General features: G+C 41.2%; 15 protein-coding genes. 4 read left to right on the top strand and 11 right to left on the bottom strand.

Annotated features, from left to right (window positions below; all coding sequences use genetic code 11):
* Positions 1-17: 17 nt before the first annotated feature.
* The 5 genes from ACKX2L_RS06780 to ACKX2L_RS06760 form a co-directional block, all read right to left on the bottom strand.
* The gene (locus tag ACKX2L_RS06780; RefSeq protein ID WP_497552920.1) at positions 18-995 is read right to left on the bottom strand and encodes a C-terminal binding protein; all 978 of its coding nucleotides are present in this window, start codon (positions 993-995) and stop codon (positions 18-20) included.
* A complete protein-coding gene (locus tag ACKX2L_RS06775; RefSeq protein ID WP_497552919.1) occupies positions 992-2,671 on the bottom strand; it encodes a M20/M25/M40 family metallo-hydrolase in 1,680 nt (559 codons plus the stop codon). The genes ACKX2L_RS06780 and ACKX2L_RS06775 overlap by 4 nt, the downstream gene beginning before the upstream one ends.
* 10 nt (positions 2,672-2,681) lie before the next feature.
* Positions 2,682-3,755: a histidinol-phosphate transaminase gene (gene hisC, locus ACKX2L_RS06770; protein ID WP_497552918.1), complete on the bottom strand. Its 1,074-nt coding sequence runs from the start codon at positions 3,753-3,755 to the stop codon at positions 2,682-2,684.
* A gap of 17 nt (positions 3,756-3,772) precedes the next feature.
* Positions 3,773-4,609: a dimethylarginine dimethylaminohydrolase family protein gene (locus tag ACKX2L_RS06765; RefSeq protein WP_497552917.1), complete on the bottom strand. Its 837-nt coding sequence runs from the start codon at positions 4,607-4,609 to the stop codon at positions 3,773-3,775.
* 226 nt (positions 4,610-4,835) lie between these two features.
* Complete coding sequence (locus ACKX2L_RS06760) at positions 4,836-5,984, bottom strand: PucR family transcriptional regulator (RefSeq protein WP_497552960.1); 1,149 nt, start codon at positions 5,982-5,984, stop codon at positions 4,836-4,838.
* 299 nt (positions 5,985-6,283) lie between these two features.
* Here ACKX2L_RS06760 and ACKX2L_RS06755 point away from each other — a divergent pair, with 299 nt between their 5' ends.
* The 3 genes from ACKX2L_RS06755 to ACKX2L_RS06745 all read left to right on the top strand — a co-directional run bounded on the left by ACKX2L_RS06755 (position 6,284) and on the right by ACKX2L_RS06745 (position 8,619).
* Positions 6,284-7,090, top strand: coding sequence for a basic amino acid ABC transporter substrate-binding protein (locus ACKX2L_RS06755; protein WP_497552916.1), 807 nt, complete (start codon positions 6,284-6,286; stop codon positions 7,088-7,090).
* Positions 7,091-7,190: 100 nt separating this feature from the next.
* Positions 7,191-7,898, top strand: a complete 708-nt coding sequence (locus ACKX2L_RS06750) for an amino acid ABC transporter permease (RefSeq protein WP_497552915.1) — start codon at positions 7,191-7,193, stop codon at positions 7,896-7,898.
* Positions 7,885-8,619, top strand: a complete 735-nt coding sequence (locus tag ACKX2L_RS06745) for an amino acid ABC transporter ATP-binding protein (RefSeq protein WP_497551981.1) — start codon at positions 7,885-7,887, stop codon at positions 8,617-8,619. The genes ACKX2L_RS06750 and ACKX2L_RS06745 overlap by 14 nt, the downstream gene beginning before the upstream one ends.
* Positions 8,620-8,751: 132 nt before the next feature.
* On the opposite strand, the gene ACKX2L_RS06740 is transcribed toward ACKX2L_RS06745, so the two are convergent.
* The 3 genes from ACKX2L_RS06740 to ACKX2L_RS06730 all read right to left on the bottom strand — a co-directional run bounded on the left by ACKX2L_RS06740 (position 8,752) and on the right by ACKX2L_RS06730 (position 13,403).
* A complete protein-coding gene (locus ACKX2L_RS06740; RefSeq protein ID WP_497551982.1) occupies positions 8,752-9,813 on the bottom strand; it encodes a GGDEF domain-containing protein in 1,062 nt (353 codons plus the stop codon).
* Between the two features lie 80 nt (positions 9,814-9,893).
* Positions 9,894-11,294 (bottom strand): sodium-dependent transporter, encoded by a 1,401-nt coding sequence (locus ACKX2L_RS06735; protein WP_497551983.1) that lies wholly within the window; start codon positions 11,292-11,294, stop codon positions 9,894-9,896.
* Positions 11,295-11,405: 111 nt separating this feature from the next.
* A complete protein-coding gene (locus tag ACKX2L_RS06730) occupies positions 11,406-13,403 on the bottom strand; it encodes a methyl-accepting chemotaxis protein (protein WP_497552914.1) in 1,998 nt (665 codons plus the stop codon).
* A gap of 333 nt (positions 13,404-13,736) precedes the next feature.
* On the opposite strand from ACKX2L_RS06730, the gene ACKX2L_RS06725 reads away from it, so the two are divergent.
* Positions 13,737-14,924 (top strand): oxygen-binding di-iron domain-containing protein, encoded by a 1,188-nt coding sequence (locus ACKX2L_RS06725; protein WP_497552913.1) that lies wholly within the window; start codon positions 13,737-13,739, stop codon positions 14,922-14,924.
* Positions 14,925-15,141: 217 nt separating this feature from the next.
* On the opposite strand, the gene ACKX2L_RS06720 is transcribed toward ACKX2L_RS06725, so the two are convergent.
* The 3 genes from ACKX2L_RS06720 to ACKX2L_RS06710 form a co-directional block, all read right to left on the bottom strand.
* Positions 15,142-16,080, bottom strand: coding sequence for a hypothetical protein (locus ACKX2L_RS06720; protein WP_497552912.1), 939 nt, complete (start codon positions 16,078-16,080; stop codon positions 15,142-15,144).
* The gene (locus ACKX2L_RS06715) at positions 16,073-16,837 is read right to left on the bottom strand and encodes a ParA family protein (protein WP_497552911.1); all 765 of its coding nucleotides are present in this window, start codon (positions 16,835-16,837) and stop codon (positions 16,073-16,075) included. The genes ACKX2L_RS06720 and ACKX2L_RS06715 overlap by 8 nt, the downstream gene beginning before the upstream one ends.
* A gap of 1,549 nt (positions 16,838-18,386) precedes the next feature.
* Positions 18,387-19,781 carry a RepB family plasmid replication initiator protein gene (locus ACKX2L_RS06710; protein ID WP_497552910.1) on the bottom strand — a complete coding sequence of 465 codons (1,395 nt, stop codon included), beginning with the start codon at positions 19,779-19,781 and terminating at the stop codon, positions 18,387-18,389.
* Positions 19,782-21,345 lie beyond the last annotated feature (1,564 nt).

Here is a 21,345-nt window from a genome sequence, read left to right as displayed (position 1 = left end):
GTTCCGTTCCGGCAATTCTAACCTTCCTGCAATGTTAACAAGGGCGGCTTGTTCGCGGACAGACCTTCTACCAAGTGCTCCAGGCAGCGCCTTTTTGCTTCGTAATAGGAATCTTCTGACAGGAAGGCTGAGTGCGGTGTCATAATGCAGTTATCCAGGCCAAAAAGAATACTTTGGTCATTGATTTCATCTTCGATCACATCCACTGCAGCAGCACGGATCTTTTTATGTACCAAAGCATCATACAAGGCTTTTTCATCAACGACAGAACCTCTGGCCGTATTGATAAGACATGCATCTTTTTTCATAAGTGAGAACTCACGCTCTCCCAACAGATGATAGGTCAAACCCTCGATCAGCGGACAATGTAAAGAGATAAAGTCACTTTCAAGTAAAAGCTGGTCCAGTGTTTCTGCTTTCTCACAGCCGTATCGCCCCAGCTCATTTGCACTTTTTGTTGGCGCATAGACCAGGACCCGCATTCCCAACGCCTTGGCAATCGGTGCAACTCGTTTCGGTATTTCCCCGAAAAATACAAGGCCAAGAGACTGTCCCGACAGTCTGTGCATAGGATAAGACAGCATAGGATCCCATTTTCCTGCCCTAACCGTGCGGTCCAAAAATGTAATGCTTCTTGCCAGATCCAAGATCATACCAATGGTATGTGTTGCCACTTCTTCCATACAATAACCCGGGACATTGGTCACTGCAATACCATATTGTTTTGCTGCATCGATGTCGATTGCGTCACAGCCGATACTCTGTAAACTGATCATCATAAGGGTTGGACAGGACTCCATGATCTCTTTCGTCACATGATCGTAAGCCACAACCAGTCCTTCAGCGTTTGTATTACGGATCGAAGCCGCCAGCCCCCTCTCCCTGTCAGGATCTTTGATCTCACACAGATTCAAATCATGCACACCCCATTTTTCCAGAAGTTCCTTCTCATAGGACAAATTGCCATCAATATTATAGTAAAGAACATTTCTCATAACATTCCTCGCCCATCCGTGGAAAGGACCCTATTCAGCACTTGTCTGACCAATTCCGGAAGAACCTGCATGGTCAAAGGAACATTGACACGTTCGGTCCATTTATGCGCATCCTTTCCGTAAGTTCCAAGATTGATTGCCGGTATATTAAGCCTTTTGATCTGATCTATCGGCAAAGGATATAATTGATCCATCGCCGGAAAGTTCATTTTCAAGGCAGCAATGGATGCATCGTCATCATCAATTTTTAAGTAACTGCTATCCGAGAGACTTGGGTAATAGGGATGGATCTTGTATTTCACTCCGAATTGATTCTCAACAGACATTGCAGATTCCCTTAAAAGCTGCAATAACTCCGCGTCACTTTCCTTCAAAGTATTGTGAGGACAATAAGGCGCCGCATAATATAAGACGACCGCCGGTTCCGTTATCCCGGCCGTTTCTATGAGGAAACGTATCATAGCAATCGGGATCTCTCTTAAATCTGTACCACGATCCTTTTCCTCTTCACAGATCTTTTGTAGTGCAGAGTCAATGTCCTTACGGCTACATCTTTCCTTGGCATATTGATATAATCCATCATAGGTCATAATCCGTCTTTGATAATGAATGTTGGAAAAGGATTCCCCCTTCTTCTCCAAATACCACCTGGCTTCTGAATTCAGATGATCTTCCACCGCATCGTAAGCAGCTTCTGCAGCCTTCAACAGCTTTTTCGTAATGGAATCCATGGACTCCTCATGTACATAATAATTGAAATAAACAAAAGCCTCTCCTGCTGTCTGAACGTTATACCATTTCTTTAGATCCTTCAGTTTCAGAACAGACGGCGGACAAGTGATCTCACTTCCTGTCGTATCACAGAAGTCTCGTGACAACTGAATCTTTTCCAAAATTTCTGCCGCTATGTGAGATGCATCCATACCTTCAAAGCACTGTCCTACATGCGTTTCTCTGCCATGGATATAGAAGGCAGGCAGAATCTTCCCACCAACCCCGGTATAGAGATGCAAGAAATCATCTTCGGATGACAAAGGGCAGGTAAAATCATTATTGATTGCCAGAATATAATCCAACTTGTATTTGTCCCGAATTTCCAAAAGAAGATCTATAGAATCGATCACACCAGTATGGAGGTTTTCCTCCACCGGATTCAGCATCAAAAGCAGGTTTCCATGGAATGCATCCGACTTCGCCAATTCCTCGAGCAGGACGATAAAAACCGCATCCCCGCTCTTCATATCACTGCTTCCCCGTCCAAATAGATATTCTCCAGAATAAAGGTCTCTTCTTACTTCTTCCGTAAGATCCAGCATAGAAAGCTCGTCCAGCCGCTTCATTTCTGCCATCAATCGATCCGGATCACAAGCCAGATCTGATAATTTTCCATAACCTGACAAACCGACGGTATCGGTATGACCATGAAGGATAACCGTCTTCCCGGATTCTCCCTTTCCCCTCAGCAAGGCAAATACAGACCGTCTCGACAGTGGATCCTGATCGATCACCTTACTGATCACCTGATCCGGATGTTCTCTAAAATAAGGAATCTCTCTAAGACGTTTCTCTAAGAAAAGCCCGATCTCCTTTTCGCCATCGGTTCCATTAATGCTCTTGATCCGAACCAAATCTTTCGTCAGATTCAAGATTCTCGAGGTTTCCTTTAAATCTTTCATGGCACTTCCCTCACGCTGCATCCGAAACGCCGATGATCTGTCTGATTGCAACAAGAACATGTTCCATCTCGATTTCCGTACCAATCGTGATCCTTACAAAAGTATTCAATCTCGGTTCGTTATAATACCTTACCAGGATCCCCTTTGCTTTCAATTTTGCTGTAAGGTCTGCAGCACGGATTCCCTTGGGCTGGAAAAAGACAAAATTCGTCTCCGTCCGATAGACATGAAATCCAAGCTTTTCCAGCTCATCTTCAAACCACTCTCTCGTATATTTCACCTTGCCGACGCAAAGCGCAGTATATTCCTGATCCAATGCTGCTGCCCTTCCACCGGCAATTGCAAGAGTACTGATATTAAAAGGATTGAAGGAAAATTTCACTCTTTCCATATCGTCAATAAGACCCGGTTGGGCAAGTGCAAAGCCGATTCTTGCTCCAGGCATATTTCTGGACTTGGAGAAGGTCTGTACAATAATCAAATTGGAATACTTCCGGATGAGTGGAACACACGATTCCATTCCATAATCGACATAAGCTTCATCCACAAGAACCATTCTCCTGGAGTTGGCTGCTACGATTCTCTCGATCTCATTTACAGACAAAGCCTGACCGGTCGGATTATTGGGATTGGCCAGTATGACATCACGGTCTGTATCGATATAATCATCAACATCGATCGTGTAGTCCTCCCGAAGTGGAAACTGCTTATAATCCAGACCATAGGTCACTGCATAAGTGCGATAAAAATCATAGGTGATATCCGGAAAACACACCTTCATCCCACGTCGGAAGAAACTCATCAGAGCAAAACTTAAAACCTCATCCGCTCCATTTCCGACAAATACATTCCGATAATCCAGATCATAAATACTCCCGATCGCTGATCGAAGAGAAATATAGTGCGGATCACAATAATGCGTCACACTGTTTACTGCTGCAATTGTCATTGCATCCAAGACCTTCGGAGAGGGAGGATAAGAAGACTCATTGGCATTCAGTTTCAAATACTCTCTGTCCTTCGGCATCTCACCCGGTTGGTAGGGCATCGATTGTTTAAATTCATCCAGAAGAAAATAACTCATGTATTACCTCCTAACTTTCAGCCTCTCTCAATTGGAAAAGTCATACAATGCGGACCGCCGCCAGCCTTCAGGATCTCCGTCACCGGAAGTTCGATCACATCCATGCCATGCTTTGCCATAGCTTCATTCACTTCACGATTCCTCGCAAGTGATAGTACTCTATGATCTCCGAGTGCCTCGAGATTGCATCCATGAAGATAAATGGCCTCTTCCGGAACATGGATCACATCAATATCAAGTTTCGTCAGAAGTCCTTGAAAGTCCTCCGGAAGTCCCTCATAATAGGCAACTGCCAGATGTTCATCCACGAGATTAAAGCACATATCCATATGAAGATATTCTTTCTTCAGCGGAACCAGAACCACCTTATAGCCATATTTTTCTAAGGCTTCCTTCACTTCTTCTGCTCCCTTTGCATTTGTTCTGTCTGCCATACCAAGTGCGATAAGATTTTCCCTTAAAAATACAAAATCGCCGCCTTCAAAGATTCCATCCTTGACCTCGGCAATACAGGGCACCCCGAGATCCTCCATTTTCTTCTTATAATCCTCATGTTCCTTTCTTCTGAGGTCCAGCTTAAATCTGCCCAGAATATATCCTTCGCGAACACATCCGCCAAAATCTCTTGCAAAAACTGAATTCGGTCTATCTTTATCCGCTTCCAAGAATTCGGTTTGAATACCAGCTTTATGATAAGCATCCACTACACACTGGAATTCTCTGGCCATCCGTTTCTTATCAAGAACCGTATCCTTCCATTTCACCGCAATCTCATTGATCGGTGCTGCCTCCAGATAATCCGGTGGCGATAATAATACACGGTGCAGAGTACTCACTCCATCTTTTACAAACATAAGCTCAGACCTCTCTTTCCTGTTCTAAAAAAAAGAAAAGGCAAGGAGACTTCGAAAAAGCCTCTTTGCCTTGTTGAGCTAAGTATAATTTGACTTGATTCCGTCTTCTATGTAATTTTTACAAGGTTTTCTCCTTTTCTTTGTAGTTTTATCACACCAGCCAGCTACTCAAATGCACGGATGCTATCTGCCGGGACAATCTTAAGATTAATAAGACACATCCAAATCAGGCAATCTCATCCGACAAATTGAAAAGAACGGCAAGGACTATGGCTTCTTGAAATTCCGCTGGCCGACTTTCCAGCCCTAATATTTCACATGCCCTGGAAATTCGATATCTGACAGAATTCTGGTGCAGTCCCATATATTCCGCTGTTTTTGCAACCGACAGCCCATTCTTGACATAATGAATCACCGTCTTCAACAGTTCTGAATCGTCATTTTGATCATAGTCCCTGAGCTTTTGAAAGACATTCGTACAATAGGAGCGAATCCAGAAATTATCCTTATTAGGTAGGATGATCTGTTGAATCCCCAGATCATCGAACATGGTTACATTTTTCCGATGCTTGATGCCATAGCGGGCAGCAAAGATACTCTCGCGGATTTTATGAGATAGACATTCCCTCATCCTACTCTCCCGGCTCACCCCCAGGGCCACTTCCGTCGTGCTGATACCAAGCGATCCTTCCAGATTTTCCACGGTGATATCCGGATCCCCGAAAACTGTGGCCAGCACTCCGTACCGGTAAGGAAGGATACGGACATTTTCCGGTGAATGCTCATCCATCATTTCTACTCTGTGATAAAAGGCATATTCCCCCGTCTGCTGCTTGAGAAGGAAATAAAAACAACGGTAAGGTTTCCTTCTGTCCGGGAACAACTCATCCGAAACCGCATCCCGGTTCATCTGCCCCAGATGGGGCTCCAGGAAAAATGACAACCGCTCTTCCAGATAGTGCATATTGTCCGATTTCTCAATCGTTGTTGCTATCCCAATAACGACATTTTCCAGGAAGGTGTCCCGTTTGGGAAAAAGAAAGATTGGAAACTTATGAGAATCAGAAAATTCTATCACTTCATCTGGCAGATGCTCAAAACACACCAGCTGAATCGCCAAAGCACTGACACCATCTAAGAACAACTGCTTTATCACCGGCAGAATCTTCTCTTTGGACTTTCTGGAAAAAAGAAAACTAGTTACAACGATCGCCTCTTTATCAAAAAGTCCATCCGGTTCCATTCCATCGGGTATCGTGGAATCATATTCTGAATCCATTAGATTCACATGTCTCACATTTCGTGACATTCCGTCTTGCCCGGCTACAAGTTTGAAATCTTTACAAACTGGAAGATTTAAAATATTTTTCACCATATAAGCCATTTCAAAACTCCCCTTTCTAAAAAAGGCGAGCAGTAAAAATACTGCTCGCCTTTAAGCCAATCATCTTCTTCCTAAAGAATACTTTAAAACAAAACGCTTTGCAATCCTCACATCTTGTAAATTTTATAAATATTGATCATGATTTTGGTAAATTTTCCATCGATTTCAGTCTTCTCTCGGATTATGCTATGAGAAATCAAGAGAAAAGAGTCAAGGGAGACAGATCTAATTGATCGGTCTCCCTTTTTTACACTCTTTTTCCCTAGGATAGGTACGAAAGGAGTCACATTATGAAAAAAAATTTCAACAAATTTCTCGCTGTCTGTCTTGCTGCTGGAATGGCGCTTTCCCTGGCGTCCTGCGGATCTGCTTCTTCTAAGTCTCAGAGTCAGAAGAGTGCAGTGGACAGCATTAAAAAATCCGGAACACTTACTATGTGTACCAATGCAGAATTCGCACCCTTCGAATATAAAGAGGGAAATAAGATTCAGGGTATTGATATTGAGATCTCTAAGGCTGTCGCAAAAGATCTCGGTGTAAAATTAAAGGTTAGCGATATTGCATTCGATTCCCTGATCCCTTCACTTCAGGCAGGAAAGGCAGATATGGCTGCAGCCGGTATCACAGTCACAAAAGACCGGAAGAAGAATATCGATTTCTCTGATACCTATTTTGATGCCTCTCAGGCCATCATTGTTCCCAAAGATAGTGCCATCAAGTCCAGAACTGATTTGAACGATAAAATCGTCGGGGTACAGACAGGTACGACCGGTGATACCTACTGCACAAATCAGGATGGTAAATCCGATATTAAAGTAAAGGAAGTCAGACGTTACAATAAAGGTATGGATGCAGTCGCAGACCTGATATCCGGAAGGGTTGACGCCGTTGTCATTGATAACTATCCTGCAAAGAAACTTGTAGCACAGAATCCGGATAAAACTCAACTGCTCTCTGATTCTCTGACAAGTGAGTCCTATGCCATTGCTTGTCCAAAGGACTCCGACCTTACTAAGGAGGTTAATAAAGTCCTGAAAAATCTGAAAGATTCCGGTGAACTGCAAAAGATCATGGAGCAGTATATCAGTGTGGAATAATCCGGAACTCCCAGGGAAGTCTTATTCTGCTGGTCTTCTGAAGCCGGCGGCCATAACCATTCTTACTCTAAGACATTCCAGATGGAAAGGAGAACATCCCATGTCTCTGGCAGAGCATTTCTTTCAGGATTTCATAGCCGAGAAGAGATATCTGTATCTTGTTGACGGCTTGAAAAATACCCTGATCATCACCGCAGGAGCCCTGGTACTTGGCATTATCCTGGGTATTATCGCTGCAATCATTCGCGTGAATCATCATAATAGAAAAATGAATTCAGCGAAAGTCGGTCCTGTCCTCTTTCTTTTAAATGTGATTGTCAGCATTTATCTGACTGTCATTCGAGGTACCCCAACGATCGTACAGCTCATGATCCTTACCTTTGCAATATGGAAGTCCGGACAGCCGATTCCTGTTGCAATCGTCGCATTCGGAATTAATTCCGGTGCCTATGTAGCAGAGATCATACGTTCCGGCATCCAGTCCGTAGATACCGGTCAAACGGAGGCCGGTCGCTCTCTTGGTCTCAGCGCAAGAATGACTTTGCAGAAGATCATTCTTCCACAAGCATTTAAAAATGTTGCTCCTGCGATATTTAACGAGTTTATTTCCCTCGTGAAAGAGACATCCGTTGCAGGATATGTAGGGATTCAGGATCTGACAAAGGGCGGTGATATTATACGGTCACAAACCTATGACGCATTCCCGCCTCTTCTGGCGGTAGCGCTCATCTATCTCATCATCGTCATCGGACTGACACAAATACTTGGGATTATAGAAAGGAGGATGGACAGATATGATATCCGTTAAAAATTTGCATAAATCGTTCCATACGAAAAAAGGTACGGTAGAAATTTTAAAGGGAATCAATTTCGATATAGCGGATGGGGAAAAGGTCGTTATCATCGGTCCATCCGGTTCTGGAAAATCCACTCTGCTTCGTTGTCTGAATCTCCTGGAAAAGCCAAGCGAAGGCGAAATCATGTTCGGCGGTGAGAATATTACATCCCCTGCTGTAGATATCGATAAAATCCGTTCGAAAATGGGGATGGTGTTCCAGCACTTCAACCTCTTTCCCCATATGACCGTCCGGGAAAATATTACCCTTGCCCCGGTACTTTTGAAATTAAGAACACAGGAAGAAGCCGATGAAGAAGCATATGCTCTTTTGAGCCGCGTTGGTCTGTCTGATAAAATGGATGTTTACCCCTCTTCTCTCTCCGGAGGACAAGCCCAGCGAATTGCAATTGTTCGGTCCCTTGCCATGCATCCATCTATGATGCTTTTTGACGAACCCACATCTGCTCTCGATCCTGAGATGGTCGGTGAAGTTTTATCTGTTATGCATGAGCTGGCGGATGAGGGAATGACAATGGCTGTTGTCACCCACGAAATGGGGTTTGCCAGGGATGTTGCATCACGAGTTATATTTCTTGACCAAGGACAGATCCTAGAAGAGAATACACCAGAGGCATTCTTTGATCACCCCAGGAATGAACGGACCAGACTCTTTCTGTCAAAAGTCCTTTAATGCCTGAAACCTTAGCCTCCCAGAAGTCAAAAGAGGTCAACTCCATTTGAGTTGACCTCTTTTTGGTATGATTCATAGTTTATTTTTATGAAACAAGTGCAACAAACCAAGTGAAACAAAACCCACACGGAATCAATCCTGCACCAGGATCCGGTAACTGTTCTTGCCATGCTCCTTGGCCTCATACATCTTCTGATCTGCCAGGCGAAGCATGGTATCGAGATCCTGACAGCCGTACTTTGCAATCAGACAGCCAATACTGGCGGTCATATAGAGAGGGCTCTGCCCCTCCTTCGTGACAGAGATCTTCCGCAAATCATAAAGAAGCTCATTCAGTCTCTTTTCCATCAATAGTTCATCCCAGTCTCCACGCGTATAGACTGCAAATTCATCGCCGCCATAACGCATGATGATATCGTCATCGCGAAAATTCTTCTGCAAGGTTTTCGCAACCTCCCTTAAGACATCATCACCTTTTGCATGCCCATATCCATCATTCACATGTTTAAAGTTATCCACATCAATAAAGATCAGCACACCGGCGCAATGCGGATTGATATAACGCACACCGCCATCACGATTATAAAGTCCGGTCAATGGATCGTGCTCAGATTTTTTCTCAAAATGTTCGCCAAGCTCTACATTTCGAATCCGGATAGACAGGGAATAACTATTGACCAGAAGAGACAGACCATAGGCATCCAGAAGATGCATGATCTCGATGGGAAGATCCGAATGATCCTCTATAGCCAAAATTGCAGCAAGATAAAGCAAGGCGTAAAGACTAATAACAAGGAGAACACGTTTGGGCCGATCGAGAATGAAAATAGGAATCACAATCAGAAGGCAAAGATAGGCAACCCCTTCCGCTTGCTTATGCAAGGCCAGTTCACTAATCAAAGGCATGATAAAGCATGGAATCATGAATGTATAGCAAAGCGGTGTATAATCCAAATGCCGATAACGGCAGAGACAACGTGCCCCATAAAAAAGGAGCAGATTCGCCAAAACGAATATGAAATTCATGATCACCCCAGGCGTACCAATCAGAGCCAGAATGACAAAGTTCAAAAGACTGATCAAAAAATTCGTAAGAGCCAAATAATAGAGACCATGATTATTTGCCCGATTGATCGGTTCCAAATAATTCTCATAATCTTCAAACTTAATATATTTCTTAAAGTCCTCCATCATAACGAAAAGCAGCCCCCTTTTAGCGACTTTAATTTATGTCATGATTATAATATCTAAATCCGCAGATGTATACTAAATTTCTAAAAAATCAATCCCCAGAATCCCGTCGATTGCAGGAAGAGAATTGCCATCACAATCGGTGCTACATACTTAATGATAAAAATATAGAGACTCTTCCTGGGGAATTTCTCGCCATTCCTCTGTACTTCGTCCGTAACCCAACGGGGGCCAACCACCCAGCCAATCAAAATGCTGGACAGCATGGCAATAAATGGCATCATGAAGCTGTTACTGATGTAATCCATGATATCCAGAAGCTGACCGACGGAACCATTCGGCAGCTTAACCTCCACATAGAAGATACTGTAACCCAGCGCAATCACCGCCGTTGCAATGGCATAAATGAAGGTCAAAACCAAGGTGGTCTTTTTTCTTGTGCTGTGGAAGATCTCCATGCAGTTCGCAACAATGGCTTCCAGAACTGAGATGCAGGAAGTCAGTGTCGCAAAAATAGCCATAATGAAGAAAGCAGCGCCAACAAAGGTGCCGGTATGCCCCATGGCAGCGAACACCTTGGGAAGAGAGACAAACATCAATCCCGGCCCTGCTCCCATTCCATCCGTACCGGAGAAAACATAGATCGAAGGAATGATCATCATACCGGCCAAAAAAGCCACCAGGGTATCAAAGATTTCGATCTGGCTGACCGACTTACTCAGGTTCACATCCTTTTTGACATAGGATCCATAGGTGATCATGATTCCCATGGATACGGAAAGAGAAAAGAAGATCTGACTCATGGCATCCAAAAGAACATTTAAGAATTTCCCAATTGTCAGTCCTCTGACATCCGGTTTTAAATAAATCAAAAGACCTTGCAAGCCGGTTCGAACCCTGCCGTCCTGATCCGTATGCTGTAAGGTCAATGCAAAAATCGAGACCACAACGATCAGAATGAGAAGGAATGGCATCAGCCATTTGGACACCCGTTCGATTCCACCTTCCACACCCATATAGACAATGATCCCGGTGACCACCATGAAGATCAGACCATAAATAAGCGGGGCAACAGGCGAAGTAATAAAAGAGGTGAAGAAATGATCTCCGGCAGCTTCTTTCGCCTGTCCGGAAAAATAGACCACGGCGTAACGAGTGATCCAGCCGCCGATCACTGCATAATAAGTCATGATCAGAACCGGGACAAAGAAAGTAAGAATACCTAAGAATTTCCAGCGCGGCCGCATGGATTCATATGCCTTGATCGCGCTCTGTCTGGTTCTCCGGCCAATCGCAATATCCGAAGTCAAGAGAGTAAATCCGAAAGTTAAAACCAAAATCAGATAGACAATCAGAAATAGTCCGCCCCCGTCTTTGGCTGCAAGATATGGGAAACGCCATAAATTTCCGACTCCTACGGCACTTCCGGCTGCTGCCAGAACAAAACCAAGCTGACCACTGAAATTACCCTTTTTTTCTGCCATTTGTCCTCTCCCTATCCAAAGAATCATATTTTAGTATAGCAGTTCTAATGACAAATGAACATAAAAAAATCGGAGAGCAGAGACTTTTCTCTGCTCTCCGACCTGAATTGTCTACTCGTGTTTTTCGTCCAATTTGAAGGCACCAACCAGTCCTTTCATGGTTTCGGCCTGAGAGGACAAAGCTTCCGCAGCGGCAGCAGACTCTTCTGCCGTAGCCGAATTGGTCTGAACAATCGCAGAGATCTGATTGAGGCCATCGGTCACCTGTTTTACACTATCACTCTCTTCCACAGATGCCGACTGGATCTTCGAGATCAAGCGGTTAATTTGACCAAAGCTCTCGGATACATTTCCCAGGGCTGCCTCCGTATCGCTTGTGATCGTTGTGCCCTTACCAACTGCTGTAATGGTATCATCAATCAATTTTGCCGTACCCTGAGCTGCCTCCTGAGATTTCTTAGCGAGATTTCCGACTTCGCCGGCAACAACTGCGAATCCCTTTCCTGCCTCACCTGCTCTGGCAGCCTCAATCGAAGCATTCAATGCCAGAATATTGGTCTGAAAGGCGATATCATCGATAATCTGGATGATTTTACCGATCTCGTTGGCCTTGCCGGTAATATCTCTCATCGACTCGGTCATTTCCTTCATTTTCTCATTGGTCAAAGTAACAGCATCCTTGGATTCCTGACTGATCTTGGCAGCTTCATTCGTCATGTCTGCAGTTTCTGAGATCCGGTTTGAAATCTTTAGCATGGACTGTGACAACTCTTCAATAGAAGAAGCCTGTTCGGTCGAACTCTGAGCCAGAGACTGGGCACCGGAGGATACCTGGCTGCTTCCGGTAGCCACCTGATCCGAAGCACGGCGAATTTCTGAAATGGTATTGGTAAGACCCGCTGAGATCTCTTCGATGGACTGCTGAATCGATGCGTAAGAACCGATATAATATTCTTTGTCCATCTCATCCATGGTCAGATCACCATCCGAGAAATCTCCCAGTCTTTTCCCGATGTCCTGAATAATATAACGAAGTCTGTCAATAAAATCCTGTAAAGCAACAGCCAGACGACCGATCTCATCTTGTTTCTGATATTGAATGGAAATATCAAAATTTCCCTTGGAAATCTCCGTTGCAACTTCCTGGATATTGGCCAGAGGTTTCAAAGATTTCTTTATCATCTGTCGAATCAGAATCGTAAGAGTCAAGAGTGCAATGATTCCAAGAATGGTAATCATCACTGCGACCGGAAGTACTCGACTTCTGACTTCATTATAGGAGATCCGTCCAACCAGCCAGACACTTCGACCTGCAGCATTCATAGGCACATAATAGGCCCACTCCGTCCTGGTCCGTGTTTTGAACTGGGCACGACCCCTCAGACCGGAAATGACACGGTTCGAAGTCTTCGGCATGATCTCTGCGCAGTTTTTCTTGATTTCGTCTTTGTTCTCACTATAGAGAAAGTCACCGGTCCGGTTCATGACCGCCATGCGAAGCGAAGGGAAGTCGGTACTCTTATTGGTAACCAGAGAGAGGAATTTCGTGTCGAAGGACTGCCCTGGTTTTAACGTAAGAAGGTTACTCTCCAGCTTAACACTCGAATTATTGACCGTGAGATACATCTCACGATTGATATTTTCCTGAATGATCTTCGTGGTCATCACTTCAACTACGATAATAAAGACCGCAAAGCTAATAAAGATCATGAGACCTGCCGTCACAGCAAGACGTTTACTGATGTCATCCTTATGCCTCTTCTGCCGGACGTCTTTTGCATCCTTCTTTCGCTTTGCCTTCAAAGAACTTCCAAGTCCCTGATCCTTTCCTTGCTCCTTTTCTTGCTCCCTTCCTTGATCCTTTCCTTGCTCCTTTGCTTGCTTTTTTTCTAGTTTCAGCCCTTTCTTCTTTTCCAGTTTCGCCTTTTTCTTCAGGGCCTTCTTCTCTCTTGCCAGGCGCTTTTTCTCAGCTTTCCACGCATGTTTGTCATTTTTTATATTTTCCTTCTTAATATTAGAAGGTTCTCCAATGATCGATTCGGCTTTTTCTTTGCTGACATTCCCCTCATTCTCTAAACGATCGGCTTTGCTTTCTTCGAAATTATTCATGATTTTCCCCGCATTTCTTTTGTGATCTTTCTTATTCGATCTTTCTTATTCTTAGAAGAACTCCCCTTCGATATGCAGACTTCTCCCAAGCCAACTAGTATAATTATAATTTCGGATATTTTCGGTGAAATATAAATCGATTTGACGAATTGCTATCATATTTTCCCTTCTGCTTTTGTAGAAAATGTATAGTTTTTTGCACTCGGTCTTAAGCTTGCAGTCACTGTCGCCATGGTCTATATTTAACATGAACCGAAAGGAGATGAATCCAGGTTCATAGATATCGCACATTTCTATTGTTCTTTTTTGAATGACTCTTGAAAGGAGAATTTAATGAAAAAACAAGTAAAAAACAATGTTTACTGGATTGGCTATCTCGATTGGGATCTTAGAAAGTTCCATGGAGATGACTTTACCATCCATAATGGCAGCTCTCAGAATGCTTATCTCATTCAGGAAGAGAAAACCGTTCTCATTGATACCGTTTGGGCGCCGCACGATTTTGAGTTTATCGAGAATCTGAAATCCGAAATCGACCTTCATTCCATCGACTACATTGTTGTAAACCATGGTGAAAATGACCATTCAGGAAGTCTTCCTGCTTTGATGAAGGAAATTCCCGATACCCCGATTTATTGTACCGCCAATGCAGTCAAGTCTCTGGAAGGTCAGTACGGTAAGCTCGGCTGGAATTTCCACGTTGTTCACACCGGAGACACTCTGGATGTCGGAAACGGAAAGAAGCTGATCTTCGTCGAGATGACCATGCTCCACTGGCCGGATTCCATGGCTGAATTCCTGACCGAGGATAACATCCTCTTCTCAATGGATGCCTTCGGTCAGCACTATGCCGTTGCAGAAATGTTCGCAGACAAAGCCGATCAGGAAACTCTTTGGTCAGAGGCAATGCGTTATTACGCAAATATCGTTGCTCCTTTTGCACCCATGGTCACAAAGAAAGTGAAGGAAATCAAAGCCTTAAATCTTCCGATCGAAATGATTGCTCCAAGCCACGGTGCTATCTGGAGAGAAAATCCTATGGCAATTATTGATGCCTATGCGAAGTGGGCTGATAAGTATCAGGAAGATCGAGTTACCGTAGTCTATGGTACCATGTGGCATGGTACAGAAAAGATTGCCCATGCAGTCGTCGATGAAATCCATCGCCAGTCTCCTTCCACTGTTGTCAAGGCCTTTAATGTTGACCACACGGAAAATGACGATATCATCAATGAAGTCTTCCGCTCTAAAGCAATTGCCGTCGGCTCTCCTACCATTTTGAACGGTGTTCTCGAGGGCATGGCAGGTTTTCTCTACTATCTCAAATCCCTTAAGTTGAAAGGTAAGAAAGCCTGTGTCTTCGGCTGCTATGGCTGGAGTGGTGAAGGAAATAAGACCCTTCGTCAGATGCTGACGGATGCTGGATGCCAAGTAGTAGAACCCGAAGTCAAATCCTACTGGAATCCTGAGAAAGATGATTTCGATAAAGTTCCGGAAATGGTAAAAGAACTTCTGAAGTGATGAAAAGAACTTCTGAGGTAATGTAAAAGAACTTCTGAAATGATTTAAAATATCTTCTGAAGTAATGTAAATGAACTTCTGAAGTCATTTTGAGTCATCCCATTGCCCGGTTATCGTAAGATTGAGCAAGTTGAAAAAATCCGATAGTGAAAGTCAAACTTCACTATCGGATTTTTTATTATCCCTTGTATTACGATATTTTGTTCATTTTCACTTTTTACTGTTCTTCGTTCTGGATGGCTCTCCAGGTATCAATGGACTGTCTTGGGCCGTTTTCCTTCTCCTCTTTTCTCTCATTATCAAGCATCCAGTTAATGAACTGGGTCATCTTCATACCAAGATTGGAGGATGCGCTCCTTAGAAATTCCATGTTATGTTTCGTAAGGACAAGAGCCTTGATACTGGTACTCTCCTTCTTCGGAAGTTCAATCGAGAAGGGATCCAGTTCTTCTTTGGCCTCTCTCTTCTCCTCTTCTTCCAGAAGAAAGTTGATATATTCCATCTGACTGACTCCAAGTTGTGCTGCACGAATCTCGAAATATCTCTTATTTCTTGCATAAAGTCTTACAGAAGTATTCTCATTTTCTGAGCTCTCCTCATTCATGGAAACTGCTGGTTGACTCTTCGAGGAAGAGGCACCGGTTTTCTTCTTTCCTCTCCTTGCAGCAGATTTATTAGAAGTATTTTTTGTCTTTTTACTATTTGATCCGGAATCAGTAACGGTGCTCGTTTCCTGTTTTGATATTTTGCTCACGGAAGTTTGATTCGAGATCTCACTATCATTATCTGATATCTCTTCAGGGCTCTTCCTTGTCTCCTGATGGATTGGTTCTCTTTCTTCTCTTTCCTTACCATTTTCCTTACCATCAGGTAGCGACTTTTGATCCTTAAGATCTTGATTCGTCTGATCCTCTTCTAAGTTGGACTCATTCTTTTCAATGGATTCCTTACCATTACTCTCAGCTTCTGGCAGATCCTTCGTTTCTTTATCTTGCTTAAGATTCTCAGCTGCTTTCCCTTCTTCCACAAGATTCGTCTGAGCAGCTGTCTCTTCCTTGGTAGAATCACTTCCTTTTTTGGGCTTAGAGTCCATTCCAAATCCGAGACTGGCAAACATATTATTAAAGCCTTCTGCTTCTCTCATGCTCTTAGCCATTCTGAATATCCTCCTCAAACTCTTCTGCAAGGCTCAGAAAATCCTGCTGTGCTTTGCTTCCCTTATAGTCTTCAAAGATAGATTCATCTCTTGTCTGAGCTTTCGGGATGGTTTGATCGGTACGAATTTTGGTCCGAAATACATGAAAAGCTTTTCCATCCAATTTCTGGAATTGCTCATTTGCTTGTCTCTGATCGCCCATTCTCATATCCAGTTTGTTAATTAAAACACCGTATAGGCGAAAATCTTCATTCAAATCTCTGAAACTTTCCATTGTTCTCATGACATCTGCCAGACCGTCAATGGCATATTTTTCAAAATTCATAGGAATGATAGCACCATCTGCAGCAGCATAAGATGCCTTTACACAGAAGCCGGTCCCCGGATTTGTGTCAATCAGAATATAATCATATTGATCCTTGACCTTCTTCAACTCATGCTGAAGTCGTGTTATTTTCTCCGGGCCAATCATGTCTTCCTGAGATTTCAAAACCTTATCTCCCGGCAGAAGATCGATCCCATTTTTCTTGATGATACAATTTTCAATAGGTTCACGGTTCACAATCAAGTCATATAGGGTGGCAATACCGTCCGTATCCACCTGAAATGAGCTTGTCGTATTCGCCTGTGGATCACAGTCGACCAATAGAACCTTCTTCCCCAGGTAACGAAAGGCTTCCGCCAGGCCAAGACAGGTGGACGTTTTACCAACACCGCCCTTCTGATTTGTGAACATTATCGTCACTGCTTTTCCCATATTTTCCTCATTCCTATACATTCATACGATCTATTACTTTTTCATTATCCAAATAATCAAACGAACTTCTTAATGAACTTTATCTATTTTATACGTTCTATCAGAAATAGTCTATACTACTCTTCTATTTTTTCTTTCTTATATTTTATCTTTATCCAATATGGCTCCCTTGTTCTAGTCAGTTCTATTAGTTGTTGAATTTATTATGGTTCTTATGTTCCTAGTATTTTTTATAGTTTTAAAGCTTTTTAACATTCTTATGTTCTTTATAGTTTATAAAACTTTATTACGTTTTTAAATTCTTTTGTTTTTTATCACTTTATTGGTTTTAAAAGCTTTATTACTCCTTTCGTTTTTAACAGTCTTTAAGGCTTTAAAAGTCTTTATATTTTTCATGATTCTTATGACATTTTTAGTCCTTCTGTTCTTATTAACCTTCTTGTTTTTAATAATTTTTAATGCTTTTTTATTTTATTTGGTCTTAATAGTTTTATTATTCCAAATATATTTTAAGGCTTTTATTGTTATAATTACCTTAATGTTTTTTATGTCCTTTAAGCTCTTTTTATCTTTTAAGCTTTTTATAGCTTTTATAGTCTTATTGTATATAATATCTTTTATAACTTTTTTATCTAATATAGCCTATCTATCATATCTATCGTATCTATCATATCAAATCAAAAGGTTAGTAAATGACATTTATAACCAGATAAGAAAATGCGGAGGCTATGGCCAAGATAACGCATTAAATCTCATTCATTTTATCACAATATCAAGAGACCGAAAAGAATAAGAGAAAAAACATAATATTCTTTTCAGCAATTATATATAGATTGTACTTATTGTATTTAAAGAGTATTATAGATAGATATAATATATAAGACAGAAAAAATAGAAATAACATATTGTATGTCTCTACAAAAAGGGGTATACTCTATATAAGAAAGCCGACGTATTCCTAATTCAAAAAGCAATAGCCAGATCAAAACCGGGAAGACATTGGCCTCAAAATCACAAAAAAAGAACTAAATAGAAAAAAAGATCAAAAATAGAAGTTCTTTTGCCAATAAAGAAGCAGCAGAAAGAAAAAAATAAGTAGAAATTAAAATCAACAAGTTCGTAATTTTATCAAAGACAAATTCCCAATCGAAAAGCGGAAAAATAGATGGAAAAAACGGCTATAAAATTGAATGTACGTTTCATACATTTATCTGAATTTGGAAGGAAATAAGTCTTGATAGATAATTTTTGGGCATTTTCTTGCAGAATATAATCTGATAACAATATCAATCAATAACGAATAACTGTTTATTTTAGGATAATATAATAGAAGTCAAATATTTGAATAAAAACTATCATAGTTCATATAAAATGCATTAATCTATGTCATTTCACTTATTTGAATAGCAAAAAATACCCCCACAGCATTGAAGGTGCTGTGGGGGTATTAAAATGAAAGAGATTATAACGATCAAAAGGAAGAGGAATAAATCAAAGAACTTATAAAAACATGATTCAGAAACCAAAGTATTGAATCAAGGAATTTGAATCAAAGAATCGAATTATGTTCCTTCTTCCAATTGACAAATTCCCGATTTCTTTCAGAGAGAGAGAAGGTCAACTCATACATCTCCAAGGTCACTCCCTGATCCTCCAGATACTTGATAAATTCGGCAAATTCAGGCTTCGTCTTATTCTTTTCCCATACCTTCTGGGCGATTTCGCCATTCGGTTCATGGATGCTTTCCTTCATAGACTTCATAGCATCGGAACTTTCCGTAGATCCAAAAACAGTAGATTTATTCTCGGTGATAAAATCATCGCCTTTCTTCAGTAAAGAGATGACATAACCGACAAAATTGTCAATATTCGGCTGCTTACTGGTATATTCGATTGCCTGATTAATACGCTCGATATCGCCTTTTCCGGTCTGCAAAATCAATTTTGCTTCCTCATAAGAAAGGTTCGCAAAGGGATTTAAGGACTGAACCTTAAGAATATCCTTATTGGGGATAAAATCATCTTTATCTTCCGGAGTCTTGGTCCAGACATGCGTTCGAATATAATTTAAATTATTAGCAATATAAAAGGTGATATACTCAACCTTTCCGCCTTTTCCGACCTTATCCTCATAGATATGATCAATATAAAGATCAGACCGTGAGTTGATCTCTTCAATACTCGGCAGAATTACCTTATTCTTAAAGTCACCATAACGCTTGTATTTCGGTTTTTTCTGCGCCTTTTCCAACTTTTCCCACTTGGGATGACTCTTAGAAGCCTCCTCATAAACCTGATCGTTATCCTCCAGAGAAACGAAACCCAATGCGACCCGAAGCTCTGAAACACCAAAGCGTACTGGATAGGTCTCCAAATCCTCCTGAGTCGAAGTATGGTTCGGATAAGACTTAATATGGAATAACTCACTCTTCAAATGAGAGTAGAGCTGGAAGGCACCATTACTCTCAAAAGACCAGAGAATGGGGAAATCCATCTGCGTATAACCGATTTTCTTGATCTCATTACGGACGTAGGGCAGCATCACATTTTCAAAAGCAACCGTAAACTTACCGTTCTTGTAATCGACGCTATGATAAAAATGCTGCACACTAAATTGACCCTCACTATCCGTAAGAATCACCAGACGCTGAGCCATTCGAATAGCAAGACTACGGAGCCTGTTATAGAAACTACCGGAAGGTTTGCCTTCAGTGTCATCCGGCGTTAAGGCATGACGCATTTCATTGGTAGTAAAAGAAACCGCATAGTAAGTATATTTCTTACCCTTACTATCCGTTGCTTCTAAATCAAAACCATCCGACTCGGCTTTCTTAATTGCCATTACATTGACCTTACTTTCGGCAAGATCACTTTTCATTTTCTTACGGGCCAGGACATTTGAAATATTAACATGATCCTCAGCCAGATTAATTTCCTTCTCCATAAACCTCACACCAAGATAGAAAAACTAAATTTTCAAGTACTATTAAAACGCAAGCCAAAGAAAAAAGCAAGCTTTTTAACGACAATCCTGGAGTTTTTATTAGAGGATATCGGAGATTATGAATGAAGAAGTAGGAGATTTCATATTTATTTAACGAAAATAAAGGAGTTATTAAAAGAAGAAATCGGATATTCAGACGAAAGGAAATGAAAAAATTATGAAATAAGACGTCATCGAAAAAAACGGAGTTTTAAATATAAATTAACGAAAAATACAGAGTTTATAGGAGAAGATTCCGGAGATAAAAAAGTGAACAGGTTAGTTGATTCATATTTCTTCGCCAATGCAGATCATACGAAAAGTACGAATCAAAAGACGTAAGTTAACGAAAATATCGGAGATAGCTAAAAAATACCATCGAATCAGAGAGGGAAAGAAAACGAAAAAAACGGAGAATACCATGATTTGAAACTGAATTCAACGACAAAACAGGAGAAAACATATGTACGATTTTTCATTTATCATCTTGCAAGAAGATATGAACGAAAAAAAAGGAGTTTGTAAATCGTTTATGGAAAAAAATCATGAAAGATAACGAAAATAAGGGAGCAATATAGAAGTAGGATGCGAAATAGGATCCAAAGAAAGAAGAAAGAATCACCGATATCTTCGTAGAGTAAATCCAAAAGGACCATAAACCTCAGTAAGAGTCAGAAGGATCAAGAGATAAAAAGGTAATCGTAAGACTCAGGTTAAAAGAATCACACCATATTTCACCATAAAAATCTTAGAAATCAGAAATAAGAACATATAAGAGCAAATAAGAAACGAAGAAACAGGAAGAAATAGCTTAAAAAAGGCAAAATCCTAAGAAAAAACTTAACGAAAAAACAGGAGCTAAACAATTCCATAATCTATGATAGAATAGCAATATAGAAAAGACACATCGTATTGGAAGACTTCTACTCCGAGATTGTCGTTAAGAAAAAGTATTTTAATAAGAAAGAAGTCATAAATGCTCCGAATTTTTCGTTAAATTCATGCCATTCAAAACAAGCAGGAGATGAAATCGTAAGAAATCATGAAAGAGCTGACCTACATTTAAGAATAGAGGAAAAGAGAAGAGAACACGGTCGAATCTCCGTTTTTTTCGTCATGTTCTAGGGAAAGAAAAAAACTCCGATTTATTCGTTAAAAACAAAATAGGCAGCAAAAGACAAAAAAGGCTCCTATTTTTTCGTTAATTTTGATCGAAAGCTCCTGAAAAATCATAGATTACGAAAGAAAAGACGTGAACTAACGTCAGGAAATATGGCCGATTGCTCCAAAAAATACGAACGGAAACGACGAAAGAAGCGACAAATAAAGGAGCGAAGCCTTGAAAACAAAGGCTTTCAAGGACTCTAAATAAAAAAAAAGTAAAGTAGTTGTTATTCATTTCTTTAGAATCATATATCTATTAATAAAGCTCCAAAAAGGAAGTATCCTTTTGATCCAATGGCTAGCGTAAAGTTTTAGTCTGAAAAAAATATAAAAAGAGAACCATTGATACAATTTGCAGGCA

Origin of the sequence: Porcibacter vitabionis (genome assembly GCF_046263795.1) — a bacterium.
GTDB lineage: Bacteria > Bacillota > Clostridia > Lachnospirales > Lachnospiraceae > Lachnocurva.
This window is presented reverse-complemented; position numbering and strand designations above follow the sequence as displayed.

What these genes read in the sequence shown, in the direction of transcription:
- ACKX2L_RS06735 (WP_497551983.1), bottom strand. Translation starts at nt 11,294, where the DNA reads ATGGCAGAAAAAAAGGGTAATTTCAGTGGTCAGCTTGGTTTTGTTCTG.
- ACKX2L_RS06745 (WP_497551981.1), top strand. Translation starts at nt 7,885, where the DNA reads ATGATATCCGTTAAAAATTTGCATAAATCGTTCCATACGAAAAAAGGT.
- hisC (WP_497552918.1), bottom strand. Translation starts at nt 3,755, where the DNA reads ATGAGTTATTTTCTTCTGGATGAATTTAAACAATCGATGCCCTACCAA.
- ACKX2L_RS06765 (WP_497552917.1), bottom strand. Translation starts at nt 4,609, where the DNA reads ATGTTTGTAAAAGATGGAGTGAGTACTCTGCACCGTGTATTATTATCG.
- ACKX2L_RS06720 (WP_497552912.1), bottom strand. Translation starts at nt 16,080, where the DNA reads ATGGCTAAGAGCATGAGAGAAGCAGAAGGCTTTAATAATATGTTTGCC.
- ACKX2L_RS06755 (WP_497552916.1), top strand. Translation starts at nt 6,284, where the DNA reads ATGAAAAAAAATTTCAACAAATTTCTCGCTGTCTGTCTTGCTGCTGGA.
- ACKX2L_RS06780 (WP_497552920.1), bottom strand. Translation starts at nt 995, where the DNA reads ATGAGAAATGTTCTTTACTATAATATTGATGGCAATTTGTCCTATGAG.
- ACKX2L_RS06725 (WP_497552913.1), top strand. Translation starts at nt 13,737, where the DNA reads ATGAAAAAACAAGTAAAAAACAATGTTTACTGGATTGGCTATCTCGAT.
- ACKX2L_RS06715 (WP_497552911.1), bottom strand. Translation starts at nt 16,837, where the DNA reads ATGGGAAAAGCAGTGACGATAATGTTCACAAATCAGAAGGGCGGTGTT.
- ACKX2L_RS06760 (WP_497552960.1), bottom strand. Translation starts at nt 5,984, where the DNA reads ATGGTGAAAAATATTTTAAATCTTCCAGTTTGTAAAGATTTCAAACTT.
- ACKX2L_RS06730 (WP_497552914.1), bottom strand. Translation starts at nt 13,403, where the DNA reads ATGAATAATTTCGAAGAAAGCAAAGCCGATCGTTTAGAGAATGAGGGG.
- ACKX2L_RS06740 (WP_497551982.1), bottom strand. Translation starts at nt 9,813, where the DNA reads ATGATGGAGGACTTTAAGAAATATATTAAGTTTGAAGATTATGAGAAT.
- ACKX2L_RS06750 (WP_497552915.1), top strand. Translation starts at nt 7,191, where the DNA reads ATGTCTCTGGCAGAGCATTTCTTTCAGGATTTCATAGCCGAGAAGAGA.
- ACKX2L_RS06775 (WP_497552919.1), bottom strand. Translation starts at nt 2,671, where the DNA reads ATGAAAGATTTAAAGGAAACCTCGAGAATCTTGAATCTGACGAAAGAT.
- ACKX2L_RS06710 (WP_497552910.1), bottom strand. Translation starts at nt 19,781, where the DNA reads ATGGAGAAGGAAATTAATCTGGCTGAGGATCATGTTAATATTTCAAAT.